The sequence below is a fragment of the Rhizobium sp. J15 genome (assembly GCF_002531825.1).
In the GTDB taxonomy this organism is placed as follows: domain Bacteria; phylum Pseudomonadota; class Alphaproteobacteria; order Rhizobiales; family Rhizobiaceae; genus Rhizobium.
Map to the genome: position 1 here is coordinate 1 of NZ_NWSX01000051.1, position 13,933 is coordinate 13,933.

Genomic DNA, 13,933 nt, shown 5'->3' on the forward strand with positions numbered 1-13,933 from the left:
CGGTGATCGAGCGGCCGGTCAGCGCCTGGGTGATGAAGTTGGAGACGGCCCGGCCGTCATCCGGCCGCGTCCGCGGCCCGTAACAGTTGAACGGCCGCACGACCCGGACATCCAGCCCTTCGGTGCGCTGCAATTCGAACAGCAGCGATTCGGTGCAGCGCTTGCTTTCGTCATAGGAGGAGCGCGGCCCGGTGCAGTCGACCTGGCCCTTGTAGCTCTCCGGCTGCGGCGACACCAGCGGATCGCCATAGACCTCGGACGACGAGGTGAAGCAGAAGCGGCCTCCCTTCTTCAGGAGGTCGAGCAGCCGGAAGGCGCCGAGCAGGTTGGCCGAGATCGTCCGCTTCGGTTCTTTCATGTACCACGGCGGTGAAGCCGGAGAAGCGAAATGGTATATCTCGTCGAACTTGTCGGAGGTTTGAAGTGTTTCGACGTCGGACCGCACGAAATGCAGACGCGGATCCTTGATGTGGGCCAGATTCTCCGCCCGGCCGGTCCAGAGATTGTCGACGACCACAAGCTTGCTGATATTGCTGCGCAGCAACAACTTGTCGCACATATGCGAACCAATGAACCCGGCTCCGCCTGCCACCAGAACTTTCTTCATTACGCCAACTCCCACATAGCGGTTATGTCTTAATTAGCCTCTCGTGATATAACGAAGTCAATCTACCCTGCGTTATTGATATTATTAACATTAATGCGCGTGACAGCGCTGTGACGGCGGTCAATTGCAAGGAGGATGGAAGCCCTTCGTCGAGAAGCATCATGACAACGCAGCGGCAGACGTTTCTGAGGTCGATGTTCAGGACGCCGTTCGCTCAGCGATCGGACGGTCCGATCGCTGAGATTGTATTGATTATTACTTTTCGGCAGTATTGAGACGCAGGCTTGCTGAAAAGACCGGTCGCAGCTTCCTTCGTGTTTTCTGGCGATTGTCATCCAGTCGCTGCCTGGGAACGGTGTGGGCCGTCGCGCAATCTCTTAACGCGGCTCGGGCTGTTCACATCCGGCCAATTCGCGCAACCTTTAGCCGTAAACTTGCTGTGATTTGTCTAACCTTCCCTAACGGAAGCCTATATTAACAGATACCGAAATATTGATATAAATAAACCAGAAGATGGTGAGTCGCCGGCTGGAGATTTTTCATGAGCAAGGACAGCCATGCCGGGAAGGGGCATGGCTACACGGATGAGGTGCCGCGGGACGATTCCGGTGCGATGGAGGAAATCCTCAAGCCGGCCCGCCATGAAATTCGCCGGGGGGCTCGGAATGAGACTGAAGGCGAAGGCCGAAACTGGGCCATTCTGCTGACGTTGTTTTCGTTCCTGCTGGTGCAACTGGCCGGCATCGCCCTGATCATCTGGGCGATATTCTGGTAAAAACCCGTGTCTGCAAACATGTCGCTATGTTATCTCCGCTGCTCCTGTAGAAAGAGCAGATGAAGTCAGCGGAGTTTGGCATGGCAGATCTCGTGGATCCGGTACAGCGCGCGTTTCTCGGCGTGGAGAAATCCGCGCTCGACAATCGCTGGGTCGCGCGTCTCGACCAGGCCGGGCAGAATCGTGCTTTGGCCATGTCGCAGATCCACGGGCTGCCGGATCTGATCGCCCGTGTGCTGGCCGGGCGCGGAGTGACGGTGGACGAGGCGATCGAATTCCTCGATCCGACCATCCGCAGCCTGATGCCCGATCCCCATAAGCTGACCGATTGCGAAAAGGCCGCGACCCGCCTCGTAAGCGCGATCGAGCGCGGCGAGAGCGTCGCGATCTTCGGTGATTATGACGTCGACGGTGCGGCTTCCTCGGCGCTGATGTTCCGTTTTCTCAGCCACTTCGGCGTCAAGGCCAATATCTATATTCCCGATCGCGTCTTCGAAGGTTACGGACCCAATCCGGCTGCGATCAATCAGCTGATCGATAACGGCGCCCGGCTGATCGTTACCGTCGATTGCGGCTCAACCAGCCACGAGGCGCTTGCCGCCGCTGCCGCGCGCAATATCGATGTCGTCGTCATCGATCACCACCAGGTGACACATGAGCTGCCGCCCTGTCATGCGCTGGTCAATCCGAACCGCGAGGACGATCTGTCGGGGCAGGGGCATCTCTGCGCGGCCGGCGTGGTCTTCATGGTGCTAGTCGCCACGCTCAGGCTGCTGCGCGCTGCCGGCAACAAACGAATCCTGGCGATCGATCTGCTGCAATGGCTGGATATCGTGGCGCTGGCGACGGTCTGCGATGTCGTGCCGCTGAAGGGCCTCAACCGCGCTTATGTCGTGAAGGGGCTGGTCGCCGCCCGCCACCAGAGCAATGCCGGCCTTGCCGCACTCTTCCGCAAGGCCGGGCTCGCCGGACCGGTCACACCCTATCATTTCGGCTTCCTGATCGGCCCGCGCATCAATGCCGGCGGGCGGATCGGCGATGCCGCACTCGGAAGCCGCCTGTTGACGCTCGACGATGCCGGTGAGGCGGAGATGATCGCCCAACGTCTCGACGAACTCAATCGGGAGCGTCAAGCGATGGAAGCCATCATGCTGCAGGAGGCGGAAGCCGAGGCGCTGGCCGAATATGGCGACGGCGAGGGCGCCTCCGTCATCGTCACGGCCCATGAGAAATGGCATCCCGGCATCGTCGGGCTGATTGCGGCGCGGCTCAAGGAAAAGTTCAAACGGCCGGCCTTCGCGATCGCTTTCGATCCTTCCGGCCGCGGCACCGGCTCCGGCCGCTCCATCAACGGCTTCGACATGGGCAGGATGGTGCGCGCGGCCGTCGAAGAAGGGATTCTGGTCAAGGGCGGCGGTCATGCCATGGCCGCGGGGCTCACGGTCGAACGTGCCGATCTCGGCAGGCTGAGAACCTTCTTCGCGGAGAAGGCGGCAAGGACGGTGGCGAGCCTCGTCGCCAACGAGACGCTGAAGATCGATGGCGCGATCGGCGCGAGCGGCGCCACATTGGAACTCATCGACCGCCTGGAGGCCGCCGGTCCCTATGGCTCCGGCCATGCGCAACCGCTCTTTGCTGTGCCTGCCCATCGCGTGCGCGACGCGCGCCTGGTCGGCGAGAAACATGTGAAGGTGACGCTGGAGGCGATGGACGGATCGAGACTCGACGGCATCGCCTTCCGCGCCGCCGACACGGCGCTCGGCAGCCTGCTGCTTAACTCCCGCGGCGCCAGCCTGCACGTTGCAGGCTCGCTGGGCGCCGAGCATTATCAGGGCGCGCGCCGCATCCAGCTGCGCGTCTGCGACGCAGCGCCGGCGAAATAGATCGCCGCGCAAAGCTCTGAACGACATGAAATTTGGAGAGAGAAGTGGCACGCCCTAGGGGAGTCGAACCCCTCTTCCCAGAATGAAAATCTGGTGTCCTAACCGATAGACGAAGGGCGCTTCCTTCGTGGTGGCGCCCTTATAGTCAGCACCTTCGAAAGCCGCAAGCGCCAAGACGCGAAAAAATCATCGTTTTCGCCGATTTTTTTCCGCTGTGGAAAACCGCATTTACAATCTCGGTCAAGTCATGCTTAGCCCACAGTCTGGCAAATCGTAGGCCGACTTGATTTTCTCACTTTGCAGAGCGGGCCGTTGGGCTGATTGGAAAGGTGTAGCGAAAGGGGCCTTCACCAATATAGCCGGAGGGAGGCTTTTCGAACTTCATCTCGATAATCTCGTCGAACATGATGAGCGGGTCGAGTTCCACCGCGATTTCAGCCAACTTTCTTTTGAACGGCGATATCTCGTGACCCGAGGAGAGCAGAAATCTGGCATCCAGCATATAGGAAATACAATCAGCGACTGATCCATAGGAGGATCGTTTGGTGGTGTAGTGAAGCTCCCCGAGGTTGCAATTATCAATAGACATACATTCTCTGCCAATGAGAGATGATAGATAATCGATTTGCTGAACTTGACCTGCGAAGTGACGATCTTGATCTTTCGTGTTATCTGTTTCCATTACTGGCCATATCTCATTTTGTATCAGTTGATCTTTTAGACATGAAAGCAGACCTAAAAAGCAAAGACCTAAGATACTCTTTGGATCCTTAAAGGACTCATCCATCCGCAGAGTTCGATAATATCCGACACGGTAGATAAGAAAATTCAAGTCAAGACAAATTGAGACGATTCCTTTGAGGAAGTGATATTTTACCGCGTCGGGTTGTTCCCGGAATAGATTGGACGCGTGTATTTCTGGAATTTCAGGAATATTGTTGCCGTCTATATTGAGCGCTGTTGCTATCTCTTGATAGAATCGTTGTCTGAACGTGCTATGCACATTAGTGGGAATCAATACGCCAGTCAGTGATAGGCAACGTTTACGCTGCTTTGTCCCTTTGCTGCGATCGGTTTGGGGTTCGACGTATTGTTCGTCCATGAAAAAGAACTTTGTCACCATCCTCGTATGTTAGAGAGGACTCTCCTATTAGGGAAGGCATCCCGTATGCAGGGGAGCGTTCATAAGAAATATGATTTGATTTTAGTTCGCATAGCCGCCGTTTTTTGGGGCTTGTAGTTTGATTAAATACTAAAATTCAACCAATTCGAAGAAACTGGTACGCCCTAGGGGAATCGAACCCCTCTTTACAGAATGAGAATCTGTCGTCCTAACCGATAGACGAAGGGCGCGTGCCGATTTCGTTAAAATAGGAAAGGGAAGCGATATCTGCAAGCAGATCACGATGCTTCGACAATTGAGAGGAGTGGCACGCCCTAGGGGAGTCGAACCCCTCTTCCCAGAATGAAAATCTGGTGTCCTAACCGATAGACGAAGGGCGCTTCCTTCGTGGTGGCGCCCTTATAGTCAGGCACTTACGATCCCGCAAGCGGCAAATTCGATTTTTTTCAAAAAAATGACAGTTATTCCGGCTGGTATAAAGCGGAGGATTAGGGCAGCCGAATCAACAGCTTGTGCGCGTTGCCGTGAGAATCTGGGATAGAGCTGACGTTGCGTTATGCCCTGTCGCCTTGGGGTGATCAGATCGCTCTTGCGGTCGCTATCGGCGCGCGTTTACCGCCGCAGCCCCAGTTCCAGTCACGGGTTTTGCCGGTATCGACGTGGATGGAATCCGTGTGGCAATAGGTGCCGACGCCGCCGCGGTTCGGCAGCGAGCGGATATAGGCGGCAATATCCCATTTCGAGACGCCCTCGATCTGGATGTCGGCGGCTTCGCAGCTTTTGTGCATCGATTCGTCGGCGCCGCCGACCAGGCGGTTATGTTCTTCGTCGCGATGGCCGGATGTGACGACGACAGGCCGGCCGAAATGGGTTTCGGCCGCCTTGATGATATTGAGCAGATCGGGTTTGAAGCAGCCGACCTCGACCTTGTCATTCTGAAGATGCAGCCCGTTCGGCGCGATGCGCGTCATGCCGGGCAGGGCCGCCTTGTGCAGGAGGCCGGAGAGGCTGCCGAGCAGGTTCTGCTTCGGGGCGCTGTAGAGCGCGTTCATCGTCGAGGATTGAATGCTGCCGGTTGCCAGCGAGGCGGTTTGAACGGGCGCAAGCTGCGTGCTGGTATTCTGCGAGGACTGCTGCGGCAGCACCGGCTCCGCCGGCTGCCCCTGTGCGGGCGGCTGGCTATAGACGCTGCTTCGCGCGGGCGAAACACCGTCCACCGGCGCATAGGCGTTTGCGCCCTGCGGCTGAATGATGGTGGAGGTGCTGTTGTTCTGCGGCGCCGGTTGACGGTCGGAGAAGATGCTCATCGCCTGCGCATTGATCCGGGTCGACTGCAGGACGAGGCCGCCGATATTGGCCGGCGCCGCCGCGGCGGGATCTGCGGGTGGCACGGCGGCATTCGGATCCTGCGCTGCGACCTGGGGCGCGGGCTGGGCGCCGGAAACATTCACGAGTTGGGGATCGGTGTAGATTGAGCGTTTGGCGGTCGTTGCAGGCGCTGCGGTGGCAGGCTGAGGTGCTGCCGCCTGCGCTGCCGGCGCCGCTGGAATGGCTGCGGCGGAATCGAGCGCCTTCTTGTTCGACACGCAACCCGCCAGCGCCAGCACCGAGGTGGCGATCAGCAAAGCGCCCGCCAGGGGCATCCGCATCTCAGTATTACGCAAGCGACCGGTCTCCAGTTGATGCGAAAAAGGGCCAAAACGCCCTTCACCGCTTCGAGTCGGTCGGAGATTGCCTGTGGGGCCGGATCGCGGCAAGCGCCAAGGCGCCGGCCGGACCCGAAATCGCAAAAGCCGCAAGCTTCGCAAAAGCCTTGCGGCAAAAAACCTTACCAGGCGCCGGTATTGCCCATCGAAGTCCAGGGTTCGGCGGCCGGAAGAGGGCTGCCCTTCTGCAGGATTTCGATTGAAATGCCGTCCGGCGAGCGTACGAAAGCCATGTTCCCGTCGCGCGGCGGCCGGTTGATGGTGATGCCGTTGTCCATCAGCTTCTGGCAGGTTGCATAGATATCGTCGACTTCATAGGCGAGGTGGCCGAAATTGCGTCCTCCGCTATAATCCTCCGTATCCCAGTTGTAGGTCAGCTCGAGGCAGGGGGCCTTTTCGCTGCGCGCACGGTCGACATCGTCGCGGGCGGCCAGGAAAACCAGGGTGTAGCGGCCCTTCTCGTTTTCGTGGCGGCGAATCTCTTCCAGGCCGAACAGGGTGGTATAAAAGGCGAGTGAGGCGTCCAGATCTTTGACGCGAACCATAGTATGAAGATAACGCATTCTATTTACTCCTTTATTGGGGCTAGCCCTTTTCGGCCAGCCGTGGTCAGCTTCGGGCAAGACATCATCATAAAATGTGCACCTGGGAATAACCGAAAACTAGGACTTGCGCTTATCCGTTACCAAGATGTTAATCTTGATTTCAAGAATCAGTTAACCGTAACAGTGTGACGCGTATTCGAGGGGCTGGCGACAATGGCTGACAGGATTTCACCGAACCAATACTCCGATCTCGACGAGCTATCGGGCGAGGCGGTCGATCTTGTTGAAATCACCGGGGTCGTCAAGTGGTTCGACGTCGCCAAGGGTTTCGGCTTCATCGTACCCGATAACGGCATGCAGGACGTTCTCCTGCACGTGACCTGCCTTCGCCGCGACGGTTACCAGACGATCCTCGAGGGAACGCGCATCGTCGCTCTTGTCCAGCGCCGCGAGCGCGGCTACCAGGCTTTCAAGATCCTCTCGATGGATCAGTCGACGGCGGTTCATCCCTCGCAGCTGCCGCCGGTGCGCACACATGTGCAGGTCACCGCGACGAGCGGGCTTGAACGCGCGCTCGTCAAATGGTTCAACCGCACCAAGGGCTTCGGATTCCTGACGCGCGGCGAGGGCACGGAAGACATTTTCGTGCACATGGAGACGCTCCGCCGCTTCGGCCTGACGGAACTGCGCCCCGGCCAGGTCGTCCTCGTCCGCTTCGGCGACGGCGAAAAGGGCTTGATGGCTGCGGAAATCCATCCCGACGTTCCGAGCCCGGCAAGCCGGTCGCACTGACATGCGCGGCTCCATTCTATTTCATGCGATAAGAAGCGCCATTCTGGCGCTTTTTTTCATGGCCGCCGCCTTGCCGGCTTTGGCCCAGGAGGAGATTCGGTTCGACAAGGAGCCGCTGCTCATCCAGACCGCCGCGGGCAAGACGCTGCGTTTCACCGTCGAGGTCGCCTCGTCAGCCGATCAGCGTGCGCGTGGCCTGATGTTCCGCAAGACGATGGCCGATGATGCCGGCATGATCTTCGATTTCGGCCAGTCGCGGCGCGTCGGCATGTGGATGGAAAACACCATCCTGCCGCTCGACATGCTCTTTGCCGACGATACCGGCACGATCCGCCACATCAAGGAAAACGCCAAACCCTATTCGCGCGACGTGATCGATTCGATGGGCGAGGTGAAATATGTCGTCGAACTCAACGCCGGCATCGTCGCCAAGCTCGGAATCAAAACCGGCGACAGGATCGTAAGCGCCACGACGACGAAGGCGAAGTGACGGCGGCGCGTGAGCGCGCGCGAATGATCGTGCGGCTCTCAAGGAATTCAATAATATCAGGGTATTGAATGGTCGGAGTGGAGAGATTCGAACTCCCGACCCTCTGGTCCCAAACCAGATGCGCTACCAGACTGCGCTACACTCCGTGCCGTGAATGGCAGGGGGAATACACGGTTCGCTTTGCCGTCGCAACCCATAAAACCTGCCCGGCCAGGAGATTCCTCGCCGGGATGTGGGTGCCACACAGAAAATCTTGGTGATGCCGCCGGTTTGGTACCCTCAAGGCACGATGGGACGTTCAGCCCTGACCGAGCAGGCCGATATATTGCGCGTAGCTGATGGCAACGTAGAAGAAGGCCGTAATGACAGCGCCGATCACAATGGCATTAAACTCTGCCGAACGTCTCGTCATAATTCTAAATCCGCTAAACCCGACTGGGGCGTAAACTAGTGCCGAGCGTTGTATGCGGCAATCTCGTTGCAATCACAACATGAGACAGCCGGTAACATTCGGGAATTCGACCCGCAAATCTCCCGCATTTCAAGGTGCTGCGGGGCCGGGCTAGGGAAACATATCCACAGTGGCTTTGGCGGCCAAGACTGATTTTTCACTGTGCCGCCCGCCACAAGGCGAAACGGGCGCCGGTATTACCAGCCGCCTTTTTTCTTGAAAAACCGGGGATTCGCGGATAAGCAAAATTCATCTCTTTGCATTATCCCTTCGGGGTGAAGCAAAGGCCCGGCAACGGGATCGAGACCCTATATTCGGAGACGCCGCAGTCATGTCTGCCAAGATCTATCGTCCAGCCAAGACCGCCATGCAGTCCGGCAAGGCCAAGACCCATCTCTGGGTGCTCGAATTCGATCAGGAGTCGCCGCGCAAGATCGATCCGATGATGGGCTACACTTCCTCCCGCGACACGCGCCAGCAGGTGAAGCTCACCTTTGAAACGCAGGCGCTTGCGGAAGCCTACGCCCAGCGCAACGGCATCGAATATCGTGTCATCGCCCCGAAAGATCCGGCCCGCCAGGTCGTCGCTTATCCGGACAATTTCCGCTATACCCGTACGCAGCCCTGGACGCACTGAGATTTCTCGTCCACATATGCCGCATCCGGTCGCGTTTCCCGAGCGCGGCCAGCAGACGGCCCCTTAGCTCAGCTGGATAGAGCACCTGCCTTCTAAGCAGGTTGTCGCAGGTTCGATTCCTGCAGGGGTCGCCATCTTTTCGTTGTTCATACTGAAGACGTAGGTCACGCTGATTTAAACCGGGCTCCCACGCGGATGCGGACCGACGTTGCTGTGTTGCCGATCGGATCATTCGAAGGCAGGGGGCGTGGGCTCCGTGGCAGAGACCCAGTGTACCCACACGCGCACTCCGCGGTCCTTCAGCGTATCGAAGACACGCCTAGCTGGTGTCCCCACCTTTGTGACCTCGTCATAAATCTCGTCGTCGAGAACCCTCACTTCTTTCAGCGTCGGCAGCCCGAGCAGCGTTTCGATATGGTCTGCCCCGGTGCTGAGACTCAGATACTCCAGTCTCCCAAATGAAAGAAGCGTTCGAATGTCGATCTTTCCGATCATCGAGATTGCGGAAAAGCTTTTGAGATTCCTGCAAAGCTCGATCCCTGAGAGGTCGGTGACGTTGAAGACATCGTCCTCGCCGTCCCAGAAATGCCAGACGTACCTATAGACGCTTCCTCCGCCGTCGAACGCGATTTCCTCTACCGTGGTAAGCAACTCGTTAGTCAAAGGATATCGCGCCAGATAATCCTGCGCCTCGGGCATGATTTCATAGCCTTCGCTCTCAAGATCGACGGCCCGGCCGAGGACGTGGGTCGCAAGCTGTGCCGGGGTTCCAAGATCAATCTGCTTGGCGTCGAGAAGCGATGATAGCACGACGAGCTTGAGATTTGGGTCGGCAAAGGGCGCGCCGGGGATGCCTGCTGCCGCCGGATAAGGTGGTTCCGTCGGCTCCGGATATTCCGCCGCCGGGTTGGAAAAGCCGATTTCGTTGACGGTCTCCAGCGTGAGGCGGATCCGCAAAGTGTAACCCTCCGGATAGTGCCGCACGCCCATACGCACGCCTCGCATCATCGGAATATCGTCTCCGATCTCGAGAGATGGCATGGCTGCGCGTAGCTGTTCGATCTTCATTCCCATTGCGATCCCTTCGACGGGACGCAGAAAGCGATGATCGTAATTGAGCATTCCGATGAAGCCGTTCTCATCAATCCATGCAACGAATCCATGGCTGTTCTCAAGCAGATCGATCTTGCCGCCTTTATGCGCAGCAAGTGGCTTCCACGCCGACCCCATCGCTGCCTGGACTTTCGCCATCGGCATCCCGGGTCTTAGGACCGCGAGCGCCGCAACATCCACGCTTTCATTTAACGCCGCCATCGCCCGCCCTCCATGAATAGCTCCAAGCGCGACCGCGGCCGCGCCCTTCATCAATTCTCGTTTTCGCATCAAAACGTCAGTCATCCCTCTTTGTCGCGGCCGTCCTATGACCACTATACGACAAAGTGCAACTCATGGCTGAAATTTCAATCCTATGCTGACAGCTGATCCGCCGGACGGTCTCTCGGCGGCTTGCAAGCCGGGCGCTGCAAGCCGCCGCATGCTTAGCGGCCCTGAAAGATCTTGATTACCTTTGGCGTGAATCGATGCTGTCTGACGTCGACAACATCATCATAGGTAAGGCGGCCGGAAACCAGGGCTGCAACAAATCGCTCGCACGCAACCCTCGGCGCGTCCTTGTCCGAAACGCTTGTCACAAGTCCTGCACCGCGGCGGCCATTCGCATCAAATCCCTTCGCGCAGTCTTTCACGACTTCACTTCTTGCCCTTGAACTGCCTTGCAGCAATGTGACGTAAGCTTCGTAGTCCTGACGCGTTGGGACGCATGCGGTCAGAAGTCCAATGGCAATTATTATTGTTACGGTACGAGCGCGCATTTAATATTGTCCCCTAATTACAATCGATGGCGCCTGATGTTTATTTCGATTCGTGCGGCGCGCGAAAGGACAAGCGCGAAATCCTACTGATTTCGCTGAAAGGTGGAAAAATTGCTGATGTCGTAGCCGAGAGCTTCTTCTCAGCGATCCAGAAAATGATCGAAATAGACCTTGGGTATGGGATAGGCGTAGACGCCTCTGTCGACGAAGCTGTACCTGTAGAGGCAGCTTCTCAGCGCCGCATTGTATTCCAGGCTCTGTGGATCCGGTGAGCCCCTGCGCAATGAGCTTGCTTCCGGCACGCAGCGTTGAAGCGCCTTGTCGTATCGTGCAAGGAGCACGGGGTCGGTATCGACCCGAATGCCGCCGTGATAGGATTGATAGTTCGAAGGGGATTCTGCGGCCGAAATACAGCCCAGGCTAAGCGTAAGACCAACTGCTGCCATCAATCTCATTGGACAGTCTCCCGTGTCGCTCATACGAAGTAATCGAGTACGATATTATTGGTTCCTGCATTTATGAGCAAGGAGACTTGTGAATAGCATCTGCATGGGCGCGTGACTTTTGATCGTCCGGCCTGGAAATGAGGATTTGCATTCCCGAGCCTCCTCGGCCGGATGGCTGCGGCCGAAAAATGGCGGCAGCCACCCGTCATCGCTCAATCCAGGAGATCGGCCGGAACCTTGCCGCCGTTTTCTGAAAGCCGCTTCATCAGTGCCTTGTGCAGCCATATATTCATTTTCGCGGAATCGTTGGTGTCGCCGGTGTAGCCGAGTTCGGCGGCGAGTTCCTTGCGTTCGGCGAGGCTCGCATCCATTCCGACAGCCTTCATCAGGTCCACGATCGAGTGGCGCCAGTCGAGTTTCTGGCCGCTCTTCTTCACCGCCGCGTCGAGGATGGGAACGATATCGACTGTTGCCGCTGCCGGGGCTGGGGCCGCCTTGCTCTGCGCTGGAGAAGCCGTCGGCGCCTGGCTGGGCGCAGGCGAGGGTGAAACGGGAGCCTGGGCCGGCGCTGCCTTTGGTGCACTGGCGGCAGCGGGTTCGGCAGCTTTGGCTTCTCCAAAGATTGCATGTTTGATTTTGTCGAAAATGCCCATTCCTGAACCTCCGGCTTCGTAAATTAGGACATGCTGAACATGGAGTTCCGGCAAGGCATATCCAGAAGAGTGGAAGTTTATTTTTGCCGCCTCAATGGAGGGAGAAACGATCGAGATATCAGCAGCCAGCTTGATCGACCCGGCCGTCGTCCTATTGGAAGCGATCCTTGTGCCAATCCTTCAGACTTTCGACAGGGCCGCGATATCGGCCGGGATTTGCCTCGGATGTCTGCTTTTGGCACAATCGTTTCCGCGCCGCTTGCCTGGCGATAACCACAATTGGTTATTGTCGGCTCTCGCGCCGGTTCAGGCGGCGCTAAGGGGAAACATTGGCTACCCCTTCACGTTGGCTTGGCATGGACGTCCTAGAGAGCAGGCGTCCGATCGATCGAAGGCACGCGCGTTCCTCGATTTTCAGCTGCCGGACTTCACTGTTCGGCACATGGAAACGGAGGAAGATCATGACCCATATGCACCTAAGACTGCCGGCTGCCCTGCTTGCGTCCGTCTGCTTGGCCCTTGCCATGCCGACAGGTCAGGCACATGCGCTCGACATCGGCGTGTCTGTGAACGCCGGGAATACCGCCAGCGCCAATGCCGGGGCTTCGCTCGGCGGCGGAAGCGGCGTTGATGCAACCGCCGATGCATCCATCGGCGGCTCGAGCGGCATCAACGCGGATGCGAGCGCCAGTGCGGGCAGCGGTCGAGGTATCGATGCCGACGTCAATGCTGTCATCGGCGGCGGCGAGGGTCTCGAGACGAACGGCAAAGCCAGGCTCGGCGGCGATCGCGGCGTCAATGCCGATATCAATGCACGGACCGGCGGCTCCAACGATATAGATGCCAAAGCCACAGCGTCGATTGGTGGCGGAAGCGGCGTTAACGCCGATCTTGCCATTGGCGACGCGAACGGGGCGGAGCGTATGACAACCGCCGCGCCTGATCGCACCGTCAGCGCATCGCAGGCTCGCACGCTGGATGCCTTTCGCGCCATGCCGGCCGACCAGCGGCGCAAGATGCTCATCCGTTGCGTCGATATCTCCTCTGGCGGCGTTGATTCAGGTCTTGCCGGTCTTTGCAGCCTGTTGCAGGCGTCGGCCTCCCGCTGAACGTCAAAGACCCGCCGAACCGTAAGGCGCGGCGGGTCTTCGGAAAGCTTCAGCGCGAGACTTAATGCAGGATCTGGCTGAGGAACAGCTTGGTGCGCTCGTGCTGCGGATTGTCGAAGAATTCGGCCGGCGAATTCTGTTCGACGATCTGGCCCTGATCCATGAAGATGACGCGGTTGGCGACCTGGCGGGCAAAGCCCATTTCATGGGTGACGCAGAGCATGGTCATGCCTTCTTCGGCGAGGCCCACCATCGTGTCGAGCACTTCCTTGATCATTTCGGGGTCGAGCGCCGAGGTCGGCTCGTCGAACAGCATGATCTTCGGGTTCATGCAGAGGGAACGGGCGATCGCCACGCGTTGCTGCTGGCCGCCGGAGAGCTGGCCCGGGTACTTGTTCGCCTGCTCCGGAATCTTGACGCGCTTGAGGAAGTGCATGGCGATTTCTTCCGCCTGCTTCTTCGGCATCTTGCGCACCCAGATCGGCGCCAGCGTGCAGTTTTCCAGGATCGTCAGATGTGGGAAGAGGTTGAAGTGCTGGAACACCATGCCGACTTCGCGCCGAACCTCGTCGATCTTCTTCAGATCGTTGGTGAGTTCGGTTCCGTCGACGATGATCTTGCCCTTCTGGTGCTCTTCCAGGCGGTTGATGCAGCGGATCATCGTCGACTTGCCGGAACCCGACGGGCCGGCAATGACGATGCGCTCGCCGCGCATGACCTTCAGATTGATGTCGCGCAGCACATGGAAATCACCGTACCACTTGTTCATGTTGATGATTTCGATCGCCACTTCCGTTGCGGAAACGGTGAGCTTTTTAGCTGGAGCTTCAGCCATGATTGTTTTC

14 protein-coding genes and 5 tRNA genes are annotated in these 13,933 nt (G+C 58.1%); 7 read left to right on the top strand and 12 right to left on the bottom strand.

What is annotated here, in order from left to right:
- Positions 1 to 607: NAD-dependent epimerase/dehydratase family protein (locus CO670_RS27790; RefSeq protein ID WP_141502418.1), on the bottom strand; the 607-nt coding region annotated here is incomplete at its 3' end.
- A 541-nt stretch (positions 608 to 1,148) separates the two neighbouring features.
- Here CO670_RS27790 and CO670_RS27795 point away from each other — a divergent pair.
- Together CO670_RS27795 and recJ are read left to right on the top strand one after the other, a co-directional pair.
- Positions 1,149 to 1,382, top strand: coding sequence for a hypothetical protein (locus tag CO670_RS27795; protein WP_097593196.1), 234 nt, complete (start codon positions 1,149 to 1,151; stop codon positions 1,380 to 1,382).
- Positions 1,383 to 1,462: 80 nt separating this feature from the next.
- Positions 1,463 to 3,265, top strand: a complete 1,803-nt coding sequence (recJ, locus tag CO670_RS27800; protein WP_097593235.1) for a single-stranded-DNA-specific exonuclease RecJ — start codon at positions 1,463 to 1,465, stop codon at positions 3,263 to 3,265.
- 45 nt (positions 3,266 to 3,310) lie between these two features.
- Here recJ and CO670_RS27805 read toward each other — a convergent pair.
- From CO670_RS27805 to gloA, 6 genes are all read right to left on the bottom strand, one after another.
- Positions 3,311 to 3,385, bottom strand: a tRNA-Glu gene (locus CO670_RS27805).
- Between the two features lie 172 nt (positions 3,386 to 3,557).
- Positions 3,558 to 4,367 carry a hypothetical protein gene (locus tag CO670_RS27810; protein ID WP_141502420.1) on the bottom strand — a complete coding sequence of 270 codons (810 nt, stop codon included), beginning with the start codon at positions 4,365 to 4,367 and terminating at the stop codon, positions 3,558 to 3,560.
- Positions 4,368 to 4,543: 176 nt separating this feature from the next.
- Positions 4,544 to 4,618, bottom strand: a tRNA-Glu gene (locus tag CO670_RS27815).
- A 75-nt stretch (positions 4,619 to 4,693) separates the two neighbouring features.
- Positions 4,694 to 4,768: transfer RNA gene (locus CO670_RS27820), tRNA-Glu, on the bottom strand.
- Positions 4,769 to 4,966: 198 nt separating this feature from the next.
- Positions 4,967 to 6,052 carry a D-Ala-D-Ala carboxypeptidase family metallohydrolase gene (locus CO670_RS27825; RefSeq protein ID WP_097593198.1) on the bottom strand — a complete coding sequence of 362 codons (1,086 nt, stop codon included), beginning with the start codon at positions 6,050 to 6,052 and terminating at the stop codon, positions 4,967 to 4,969.
- A gap of 164 nt (positions 6,053 to 6,216) precedes the next feature.
- A complete protein-coding gene (gloA, locus tag CO670_RS27830) occupies positions 6,217 to 6,657 on the bottom strand; it encodes a lactoylglutathione lyase (RefSeq protein ID WP_097593200.1) in 441 nt (146 codons plus the stop codon).
- Between the two features lie 195 nt (positions 6,658 to 6,852).
- On the opposite strand from gloA, the gene CO670_RS27835 reads away from it, so the two are divergent.
- On the top strand, positions 6,853 to 7,431 hold the full coding sequence (locus CO670_RS27835) for a cold-shock protein (RefSeq protein WP_097593201.1): 579 nt from the start codon (positions 6,853 to 6,855) through the stop codon (positions 7,429 to 7,431).
- A gap of 1 nt (position 7,432) precedes the next feature.
- A complete protein-coding gene (locus tag CO670_RS27840; protein ID WP_097593202.1) occupies positions 7,433 to 7,921 on the top strand; it encodes a DUF192 domain-containing protein in 489 nt (162 codons plus the stop codon).
- A 69-nt stretch (positions 7,922 to 7,990) separates the two neighbouring features.
- Here the strand turns inward: CO670_RS27840 and CO670_RS27845 are convergent.
- A tRNA-Pro gene (locus CO670_RS27845) sits at positions 7,991 to 8,067 on the bottom strand.
- Positions 8,068 to 8,703: 636 nt separating this feature from the next.
- Between CO670_RS27845 and CO670_RS27850 the strand changes: the two genes are divergently transcribed.
- Positions 8,704 to 9,009: an ETC complex I subunit gene (locus tag CO670_RS27850; RefSeq protein WP_088674164.1), complete on the top strand. Its 306-nt coding sequence runs from the start codon at positions 8,704 to 8,706 to the stop codon at positions 9,007 to 9,009.
- Positions 9,010 to 9,066: 57 nt separating this feature from the next.
- Positions 9,067 to 9,143, top strand: a tRNA-Arg gene (locus CO670_RS27855).
- 94 nt (positions 9,144 to 9,237) lie between these two features.
- On the opposite strand, the gene CO670_RS27860 is transcribed toward CO670_RS27855, so the two are convergent.
- The 3 genes from CO670_RS27860 to CO670_RS27875 form a co-directional block, all read right to left on the bottom strand.
- Positions 9,238 to 10,407, bottom strand: a complete 1,170-nt coding sequence (locus tag CO670_RS27860; RefSeq protein WP_245426034.1) for a hypothetical protein — start codon at positions 10,405 to 10,407, stop codon at positions 9,238 to 9,240.
- A 613-nt stretch (positions 10,408 to 11,020) separates the two neighbouring features.
- The gene (locus tag CO670_RS27870; protein WP_088674162.1) at positions 11,021 to 11,335 is read right to left on the bottom strand and encodes a hypothetical protein; all 315 of its coding nucleotides are present in this window, start codon (positions 11,333 to 11,335) and stop codon (positions 11,021 to 11,023) included.
- Positions 11,336 to 11,538: 203 nt separating this feature from the next.
- Positions 11,539 to 11,979 (bottom strand): DUF3597 domain-containing protein, encoded by a 441-nt coding sequence (locus CO670_RS27875; RefSeq protein ID WP_097593205.1) that lies wholly within the window; start codon positions 11,977 to 11,979, stop codon positions 11,539 to 11,541.
- 461 nt (positions 11,980 to 12,440) lie between these two features.
- Here CO670_RS27875 and CO670_RS27880 point away from each other — a divergent pair, with 461 nt between their 5' ends.
- Positions 12,441 to 13,088: a hypothetical protein gene (locus tag CO670_RS27880; protein WP_176539037.1), complete on the top strand. Its 648-nt coding sequence runs from the start codon at positions 12,441 to 12,443 to the stop codon at positions 13,086 to 13,088.
- Positions 13,089 to 13,149: 61 nt separating this feature from the next.
- On the opposite strand, the gene CO670_RS27885 is transcribed toward CO670_RS27880, so the two are convergent.
- Positions 13,150 to 13,923, bottom strand: coding sequence for an amino acid ABC transporter ATP-binding protein (locus tag CO670_RS27885; RefSeq protein ID WP_064691464.1), 774 nt, complete (start codon positions 13,921 to 13,923; stop codon positions 13,150 to 13,152).
- Positions 13,924 to 13,933 lie beyond the last annotated feature (10 nt).